General features: G+C 37.4%; 1 protein-coding gene. It reads right to left on the reverse strand.

The genetic code is table 11. The features are described 5' to 3' along the window. Positions 1 to 273, reverse strand: a 273-nt coding sequence (locus ACY2RT_RS15375; protein WP_490156805.1) for a HipA domain-containing protein, incomplete at both ends; no start/stop codon positions are given.

Consider the following 273-nt stretch of genomic DNA (forward strand, 5'->3'; position numbering starts at 1 on the left):
CATTTGAAAAGAGATAGTTGAAGAGTATTATTCTGAAAAGCTTAGGAGCTTCCAGTCTATAAGCCGTGACATAGGTCTGCATTAATTGAAACAACTCTAAATAATTTCCTAAATACTTATAATGCTCTCCATGAGTTTGAGTTGTTCTGCCTGCCAGTGATGCAAAATCATCCTGCCCCAGTTTAGCACCCTCCTCATGTATTTCAAAACGTTTAGTTATGTAGGCAGGAGCGCCATTTTTAAAAAATATCAGTGCGTTTTCTGCAGTTTCTA

The sequence above is a fragment of the Ulvibacter sp. 2210JD10-4 genome (assembly GCF_058148525.1).